The sequence below is a fragment of the Rahnella sp. CJA17(1/100) genome (genome assembly GCF_963881615.1).
GTDB lineage: Bacteria > Pseudomonadota > Gammaproteobacteria > Enterobacterales > Enterobacteriaceae > Rahnella > Rahnella aceris.
In genome coordinates, this window is record NZ_CAWOJA010000031.1 from 1 (window position 1) to 7,946 (window position 7,946).

Consider the following 7,946-nt stretch of genomic DNA (forward strand, 5'->3'; position numbering starts at 1 on the left):
AATTTTTACGGGGTTCTTTTCGCCAGGATTGGGATTCCATACTTAGATGTCCGTCTGTAACAGGTGGGCGTCTAAGTTATCAGTACTGGCTTAATGGCTACATACGGTGCTGGGTTTACGCTTACCTCAGCGCTATGGCGTCATGTTCAACTTCCGTCATGGCCGCTGACGCCTGTGAAGTGGTGTTATGCATGTACGGTAAAGCCACCGGGAACGGCGGCGGCAATGAATGCCATTCGGCTGAACGTGCATTCTTTAATATCGTGAAAAAGAACAAGCACGGTTTTCTGCCCGACCATACTGCCGATGCCAGAAAATCATTTTTACTTGAATGTGACTCGGCAGACCCGGAACTTATCCGCCAGATTATCAATAAATTTGGTCGTATGCGTGGTTAGTCAACGGAGGTTATCTTTATGACGAAACCGGGTTTTATTCAGCATCCCTGGACACATCAGCGCGGGGATTCCATGCGCGCAGCCTGTGTTATTGAGCACCTTGAAAATGAGGCGATGCACGGATGCGGTCTTTATTATGAAATTTATCACTACCGGGTTATATGCCGGTTATTGCAATTACTGCAAACACTGAACGCCACTGACAGAATAACGCTGACAGAGGAAGCTAACCGGCGTGGGTTTACACTGGATGAAACCAGCATTAAAGAAAGTCGTCAGTGTTATTCCGACATCATCAGGGAAATCCGCGAGAGCCTCTATTAATCCCTGTATTAATTTTATTCGCAGGTCCCCTAGAGCGCCAAAATATTTCAGCCGAGTCCGGCTTAAGGCGTGGCGGTTTTCAGGTTTTTACGGCCCAGTACATTTTTCGCGGATTAAGGCGTGAAGATATGCGGCCGTAAAAATGAGGCAGCGGACAGAATTATTTTCGCGGGTTAAGGAGCGAAAATATTTCAGGCACCGCGCCTCACCGGCAAACAGCCGCGCCCACGCGGATTTTGCCGGCCGGGGGGAGCCGAATAAATTTCGCCGCCCCAGCGAGCGAAAAGCTGTCGCCCACGACAGCGGTTTATTTGGGGGGCACAGCCCCGCACACCGTCGCGGCTAAGTCTCCGGCCAAAAGCCGGTAGCGTGGCGCGACCACCCTCTTTAAAGGTCAGCTTCCCTTTTATTCCCGCTGCGAGGAACGAGCAAAGGGAAGAAAAAGGCGAAAGCGACCGTCTTAAAGGGGGTGGTCGCGCGTAGCGGGCGACGGTGTGCCGCCGTTGACGTTGGGGGGTTTTGGCGCGGCGTTCAGCCGCGACATTACCCCCATGCGACAGGCAACAAGGGCGTCCAGCCCGCATGAACTGGCGCACGCCGTTTCGTGCAGGGAAGCATGCTTTCCTACATATGGCCGCACAGCGGCCACCTTCTTTACCCCATACGCTCGCCCCGCCTTTACGCCCGACACCGTGGGGCGAATTGATGGGGCGATGTCATGGGGCGAACTGCTGACGAAGGAGGCATCGTGATTTTGAATAAGCTGGCCGTTTCACTGTCGCCGATAGTGAATGGCGCGCTGAGCTTCATTGCTTTTATGCAACAGCATCAGCTGATGCTGGCGCTGTTATCGGGGCTGACGATGCCGTTTTTCGCGTCGATGAAAAGCGATGAACGGCAAAAAGCCCCGTTGTGGCAAAAGCTGATTATCGCTTTTTCCCTGCTGTGTTTTCTTTGCGGTTCGATGGGGCCGGTACTTATCTGGATTTTCCAGTGGCTTTATAAAGGCTGGGTAGTCGCCAGCATTCCCGTTCTGGCATGGCCGGTGCTGATTACTTTTACCGTAACGGGTTTTATTTTGCATATTTTGCTGCGCAGGGTATTAACCCCTGAATTAGACAAAATAAAGAAACGCCTCGTCAGAAAAACCACGCTTGAACGGGAATTACGCACCGATGTCCGTACGGTGAAATCACTGCTGCCGGAAACACTGCATTATAATCCGCTGGATTATATCGACCTGAACAAAGGGTTATTTATCGGCATGGACCGCGATGTTCAGCCGATGTATCTGCCGTTAAAAGACTGGCAAAAACAACACGCGGATATTATCGGCACCACAGGAGCTGGTAAGGGCGTTGCCACCGGGATATTACTTTATCAAAGTATTCTGGCCGGTGAAGGGGTATTTGTGATGGACCCCAAGGATGATGAATGGGCACCGCACCTTTACCGCAAGGCCTGCGAGGATGCAGGCAAACCCTTTGCCTTAATTGACCTGCGAAAACAGCAATACCAGTTAAACCTGATTGAAGATATCACGCCCGATGAACTGGAAGAATTGTTTGTTGCCGGTTTCAGTCTGGCAGAGAAAGGTCAGGAGTCAGACTTTTACCGCATTGACGACCGGAAAGCGGCCCGGCTAGCCGCTCAGTTTGTCACCCGTAATACTGCCTCAACCATTCGGGATGTGTATAACGGAGACTACGTTCAGGGCATTGCAGATAAAATAAAAGCCTTTTTCGGGAAAATTGAAGAGCTGGCCTTGCTCAATGCCATTAATGCCCCGAGAGGATTTTCGCTTAATAGGATATTTGATGAAGGGGGTTGCTGTTATGTGATTGGATCAATGCGCAACAGCAAAATCATTACCGCTCAGCGCATGCTGTTGGTTCGCCTGTACCAGTTGGCAGAAAGACGCGAGCGGGTGAAAGAAGTGCCCCGCCCCATTGCTATTTATCTTTCCGAACTGAAATACCATTTATCCAGGCCCGCGCTGGAAGGCTTAGGCGCGGCGCGGGATAAAGGCGTACACATTATTATGGATCATCAGTCGATTGCTGATTTAAAAGACTGCCCGGCAGATTTGAAAGGTGACGCCGTTGTCGGCGCGGTCGTTGAGAATGCTAAATTCAAACTGGTTTATCGTGTCATGGATCCGGACACCGCTGAATGGGTGGCCAGAATGTCCGGTACTATATTAGTCGATGATGAGGTCCGCAAAGCGAAAACCGACGCCGTGCTGACAGAGACTATCGACGATGAACGCACCATCAGGCAGGCCGAGCGTTTCTTTACCGACAGCAATATGATCCTGAACCTACCCGATTTTGTCAGCTTCATCTTCACGACAAAAGCACTCCCGGCTGCTTCGCTGATTTCGCCCATCAGGGTGAAAAAACGCGAACTGGAGATCTGTGCCGTGTCGCCCGCGATTGCCACTACCGCCGCAACGGTAAACATCACCCTGAGTTTTGACGAGGAGGAACTATCACCCGAACCGGTATCAACGCCGGATATTACCACAACGCGGCCCGATCTTTTTTTTGATGAGGCGGGCGAAAAAGACACGACGATATTGAATGCAGATAAAGAGAAAAACCCGTCAATGCTGGATTTTTAGTAGGGGGGAATGATGCTGATCACCGCATACCGCGAACGCCAGACGCGACACCGCGAAAAAATACAACGACTGCTGAATTTCCTGAAAGAAGAAACGTACAGTGATTTTAAAACGCTGATGCTGCTGTTTGGCTTCAGAGATCATAAATCGCTGTATTCCCTGCTTTCAAAAGTCGAGGGCATGGGGTTAATACAAAAGTATGTCCTGGTATCGCGCACGATGAAGATTTCATTGTGGGGCATTACCAGTGACGGACTGGCCGTTGTATTAACCCCCGACGATACGCTTTTCCCGGCGCGGTTTGAGCCTTCAAAAATTACCGGCTGGACGCTGGAGCATCACCTTGATAATCAGGCAGCCCGCATCATCCTTGAGCAAAAAGGCGCATCCGGATGGATAAACGGTGACCGCTCGACCTTCCTTAGCCGGTATCAGGTCAGTCACCGCCCGGACGGGTTGATCACCCTGCCCGGCGGCACCGTGATTGCCATTGAGACCGAGCGCCGTTTGAAAACCAGAGCCCGTTACCAGTCGATCATCGCCAGCCATTTGCTGGCGCGGACCCGTAAAGACTGGATCTACGTTTTATATATCGTGCCGGACCCGCAGAAAAAGCGCGGTCTTGAACGGCTGTTTGACAGCATCCGGCACGTCATCGTTAACCATCAACACATCCCGCTGGAAACCCGCCACCGGAATGTCTTCCGCATCTATACGCTCGACGAGTTGCAACGGCTCGATGTAGACCACGGCATATAGTTCTTCTCTATCACTTACAGTTCCAACCCACCCAACCAGCAGCGCAACGACCTGAAATAATCCCCCTCGAAATACTCACCCAAAATCAGAACAGACAGGACACCAGAATGAACAGAGAAACTGACCGACTTTCGGACGTACTGACCGAAATGAGCGCAAAAGCGCTGGTGACATGGATGACACATTCCGCTTTGCATGACATACCGCGCGAAGCATTACTGACTCGCGGCAGCGATTTTGTCTATGCTCTACAGGCAAATTTTGTGCTGCTACGTGATGTTTTGTCAGAAACGCTGGAAGATATTGAGCAGCAGAGCCGTGACCTCGAAGAAAAACTGGATAGTCTGGAACAGCGTCTTCAGGCGCTTCAGAAAGATACTGACTTGTATTAGCTCAGACTTGATCTGGCACAACTACGACATAGGGCCAAACCTAATCTGACAGGCAGCTTTGTGCCAAAAGCGGACGTCTGAGCAGCGCTAAACTTCAATGCCCGCATGCATTCTGTCAGCCTTAGGGAAAATATCCGGCAAAAGGAAGCCAAATGCAGCTGATTTATACCGATGACAGCGTACTCTGCGGGCATCCGCTATCTTCCGCGCATTGACCCCGTTTAAGTTTCGTGTAGAGTAAAAAGGCCTTTTGCCGGGGGAAGTTCTGATTCTTATCTGCCCGGCAGGCATTCATGATCAGTGCTGAAATCCTTTACAGCCGGTCTTCCTGGTTCCTTAAGGTGCATAAGCCCCCCGTAAAGGAGTTATAAAAAACCATCATGCGTATTACGCCACCATAAGTCGCCCCCCCTCTCTGTCGCACTGAGTAACCTCAGTCGCGCACTCATAAGCATCCCGTCTGCGGATGTGCTTTTTCGTACATAAATTTTGCCCTCACGGGCTGACTGTATTCAAAAACTGAGAAACTACTATGTTGCTGTCCTCGACGCGTAAGGATTGGCTGGGTAACGTCCGTGGTGACGTCCTTGCCGGTATTGTGGTCGCGCTCGCGCTTATTCCGGAAGCGATCGCCTTTTCCATCATCGCTGGCGTAGATCCGCAGGTCGGTCTCTACTCCGCGTTCTGTATCCCTATCGTCATGGCCTTCTTTGGTGGCCGCCCGGCGATGATTTCCTCCTCCACCGGTGCGATGGCACTGCTGATGGTCACGCTTGTGAAAGACCACGGGCTGCAGTATCTGCTCGCCGCCTCCGTGCTTACCGGTCTGTTCCAGCTCGCGGCCGGTTATCTGAAGCTCGGCAGCCTGATGCGCTACGTGTCCCGTTCGGTGGTGACCGGCTTCGTGAATGCGCTGGCGATACTCATATTTATGGCGCAGCTGCCGGAACTCACCAACGTCACCTGGCACGTATATGCGCTCACGGCTGCCGGTCTTGGAATCATTTATCTCTTCCCGTATCTGAATAAAACCATTCCCTCCCCCCTGGTCTGCATCATTGTGCTGACCGCGATTTCCATGTGGCTGCACCTCGACTTGCGCACCGTGGGTGACATGGGCAAGCTGCCGGACAGCCTGCCGGTATTCCTCATTCCGGACATCCCGCTTAACCTAGACACGCTGCTGATTATTCTGCCGTATTCCGCCGGGCTTGCCGTGGTGGGGCTGCTGGAGTCGATGATGACCGCGACCATCGTGGACGACATGACCGACACGCCGAGCGACAAGAACCGCGAGTGCAAGGCGCAGGGTATTGCCAATATCTGCACCTCGTTCATCGGCGGCATGGCGGGCTGCGCGATGATTGGTCAGTCGGTGATTAACGTGAAATCCGGCGGACGCGGGCGTCTTTCCACGCTCACGGCGGGCGTTGTGCTGCTATTAATGGTTGTATTCCTGCGCCAATGGGTATCACAGATACCGATGGCGGCCCTGGTTGCGGTGATGATTATGGTCTCCATCGGCACCTTCTCCTGGCGCTCCATCAGCAACCTGCGCTCCCATCCGCTCTCAACCAGCGTGGTAATGCTCGCAACCGTGGTGGTGGTGGTGGCCACGCATAATCTGGCATTTGGCGTGCTGACCGGCGTGCTGATTGCAGCGCTGAACTTCGCCACCAAGGTCGCCCGCTTCATGGCTGTCTCCTCTGAGCTGAAGGGAGATACCCGTACCTACACCGTGACCGGCCAGGTTTTCTTTGCCTCGTCTGACCGGTTTACCAGTCATTTCGACTTCCGCGAGGCGCTGGAGCGCGTAGTGATCGACGTGACGCACGCCCACTTCTGGGACATTACGTCGGTCAGCGCGCTGGACCGTATCGTGATCAAGTTCCGCCGTGAAGGTACGGAGGTGGAAATCAGGGGCATGAACGACGCGACCCGCACTATCGTTGACCGCTTTGGCGTTCATGACAAACCCGAAGAAGTTGAAAAGCTTATGGGCGGCCATTGATTCACAGGAGAATTCAACATGAATAATACCGTTATTGCCTGCGTGGACGGCTCGCCGTCAACCCGCGCGGTTTGTGAGTATGCGGCCTGGGCGGCCGATAAGCTGGACGTGCCGCTTGCCCTGATGCATGTGCTGGAAAAAAATGACCCTCCCGCCGTGTCCGACCTGACCGGCATCATCGGCATCGACAGCCGGGAGCAGCTGACTGAAGAGCTGGTCCGCATCGAGGGCGAGCGTAGCCGACTGATGATGGCACAGGGAAAGGCAGTGCTGACTGACTGTGCGGCGCTGCTGAAGCAGGCCGGGCAGCCGGAGGCCCAGCTGATGCAAAAGCACGGCGCGCTGGATGAGATCCTGGCAGAGCTTGGCGATATCCGCCTGATGGTGCTGGGCAGCAGAGGCTCCTGGAATCCGGTTGGCAGCCACCTGGAAAGTGTCATCCGGCTGCAGAAGCGGCCGGTGCTGGTCGTGCCGGAAACCTTTTCGACGCCGTCACGGGTCATGTTTGCGTATGACGGCAGTGAGGCGAGTCGGGAAAACCTGATGCGCCTCACCGTCAGCCCGCTTCTGAACGGCCTGACCTGTCATCTGGTCATGGTTAACGGCAAAGCGTCGGCGTTGCATGATGCGCAGGCGATCCTGCAGGAGGCTGGTATCGTCACGGAAGCCCAGCTACTGGAGGATAAATCTGTCACCGGCGCCTTATGCCGGTATGCCGATGAGAATGGCATCGACCTGACGGTGATGGGGGCTTATGGCCATTCACCGCTGCGCCGTTTCTTTATCGGCAGCCACACCACGGAGATGCTGTCAGAAAGTCGGCAGGCTCTGCTGATGCTGCGTTGAAGCGCACGGGCCTGGCTTTCAGGCCCGTCTTATGACATCTGAAAGAAGTGCGGCGCAGCCGGCTTTACGGGATAAGATCCAGTACACAGGGAAAGTATGCGTCATCTATTTCGTTTTATGTTTCAGCACGGCAGCCATCTGATTTTTGGCGCGATCCTGATGTCCGCTTATCGCTCAAAGCTGCTGGCTTCGAGGGGCTGCTGGGTGCAAAAAGCGAACATAACAATTCAGGTCATCAGGTTTTTCATCTATTGTTACAAGCCAGAGCCTATCTGCGTGTTGATGCCGATAAGGTGAATTAACTGCCCGACAATCTCGTCTTCATCAAGGAGCATATTGACACTCGCCACCTGTAATTGTTCTTCACCTTCTCGAATCCTATAGCCTGCATTCAGAGGTTGAGCTCCCAGACCTGTATGGTGTGGATAGAGAAGCATAACTTGTGGGCAGTGATAAAGCCGGGCATAGGCTAATGCCGATCGTTTAAGGATCAGTTGACCGATCCTGTGGCTCGTGTAAAAAGGGTTCATGCTCATCATGGACCCTTTTTAAATGGAACTTTCACAAGCTCTCGGTATTATCAATCTTACTGC

At 53.2% G+C, this 7,946-nt stretch carries 9 protein-coding genes; 7 read left to right on the forward strand and 2 right to left on the reverse strand.

Going from position 1 to position 7,946, the window contains the following annotated elements; genetic code table 11:
- Positions 1–134 precede the first annotated feature (134 nt).
- Positions 135–398, forward strand: a complete 264-nt coding sequence (locus tag AACU55_RS14660) for a TrbM/KikA/MpfK family conjugal transfer protein (RefSeq protein ID WP_134707142.1) — start codon at positions 135–137, stop codon at positions 396–398.
- Positions 399–416: 18 nt separating this feature from the next.
- A complete protein-coding gene (locus tag AACU55_RS14665; RefSeq protein ID WP_134707143.1) occupies positions 417–722 on the forward strand; it encodes a hypothetical protein in 306 nt (101 codons plus the stop codon).
- Between the two features lie 460 nt (positions 723–1,182).
- Here AACU55_RS14665 and AACU55_RS14670 read toward each other — a convergent pair whose 3' ends face one another.
- Positions 1,183–1,362: a hypothetical protein gene (locus tag AACU55_RS14670; protein ID WP_167686183.1), complete on the reverse strand. Its 180-nt coding sequence runs from the start codon at positions 1,360–1,362 to the stop codon at positions 1,183–1,185.
- 108 nt (positions 1,363–1,470) lie between these two features.
- Here AACU55_RS14670 and AACU55_RS14675 point away from each other — a divergent pair, with 108 nt between their 5' ends.
- The 5 genes from AACU55_RS14675 (at position 1,471) to AACU55_RS14695 (ending at position 7,353) form a co-directional block, all read left to right on the forward strand.
- The gene (locus AACU55_RS14675) at positions 1,471–3,345 is read left to right on the forward strand and encodes a type IV secretory system conjugative DNA transfer family protein (protein ID WP_134707144.1); all 1,875 of its coding nucleotides are present in this window, start codon (positions 1,471–1,473) and stop codon (positions 3,343–3,345) included.
- A gap of 12 nt (positions 3,346–3,357) precedes the next feature.
- On the forward strand, positions 3,358–4,104 hold the full coding sequence (gene mobC / locus AACU55_RS14680; RefSeq protein ID WP_134707145.1) for a MobC family replication-relaxation protein: 747 nt from the start codon (positions 3,358–3,360) through the stop codon (positions 4,102–4,104).
- A gap of 107 nt (positions 4,105–4,211) precedes the next feature.
- The gene (locus AACU55_RS14685) at positions 4,212–4,496 is read left to right on the forward strand and encodes a hypothetical protein (protein WP_134707146.1); all 285 of its coding nucleotides are present in this window, start codon (positions 4,212–4,214) and stop codon (positions 4,494–4,496) included.
- 532 nt (positions 4,497–5,028) lie between these two features.
- On the forward strand, positions 5,029–6,507 hold the full coding sequence (locus AACU55_RS14690) for a SulP family inorganic anion transporter (RefSeq protein ID WP_134707147.1): 1,479 nt from the start codon (positions 5,029–5,031) through the stop codon (positions 6,505–6,507).
- An 18-nt stretch (positions 6,508–6,525) separates the two neighbouring features.
- The gene (locus tag AACU55_RS14695) at positions 6,526–7,353 is read left to right on the forward strand and encodes a universal stress protein (protein WP_134707148.1); all 828 of its coding nucleotides are present in this window, start codon (positions 6,526–6,528) and stop codon (positions 7,351–7,353) included.
- Between the two features lie 254 nt (positions 7,354–7,607).
- On the opposite strand, the gene AACU55_RS14700 is transcribed toward AACU55_RS14695, so the two are convergent.
- Positions 7,608–7,889 carry a hypothetical protein gene (locus AACU55_RS14700; protein ID WP_134707149.1) on the reverse strand — a complete coding sequence of 94 codons (282 nt, stop codon included), beginning with the start codon at positions 7,887–7,889 and terminating at the stop codon, positions 7,608–7,610.
- Positions 7,890–7,946: the final 57 nt, after the last annotated feature.